At 72.3% G+C, this 329-nt stretch carries 1 pseudogene; it reads right to left on the reverse strand.

Features of this window, described 5'->3' with window-relative positions:
- A pseudogene (locus G3N96_RS39630) lies at nt 1–329 on the reverse strand (hypothetical protein); the annotation flags it as partial.

A 329-nucleotide genomic window follows, 5' to 3' on the forward strand; every position in this document is an offset into this window, starting at 1 on the left:
GACCGCGCTGCCATCCGGGCACGCGGCGCACATCCGCGTCCATCAACCATGGAGCTCGCAGAAGTCATGTCCAGCGATCGATCCGACTCCCCGTCTGCCGAACCGTCGCGCGACGCCCCGTCGCCGCGCATCGCGGTCGGGTAGTAGATCGCCGCGAGCGCATACAGCACCGACTGGCCGCCGACCACGAACATCCCCGCCGCGAACGCTGCGGCCGCGAGCGACGCGAAACCGGGCGCGGCCGCGAGCGCGGCGAGCGACAGCACGATCCCGACATACATGCCGCCGACCACGCGCGACGCGCGCATCCGGTCGAGCGCCGCGCCGAT

It is taken from the genome of Burkholderia sp. Se-20373, assembly GCF_017104705.1.
Taxonomy (GTDB): domain Bacteria; phylum Pseudomonadota; class Gammaproteobacteria; order Burkholderiales; family Burkholderiaceae; genus Burkholderia.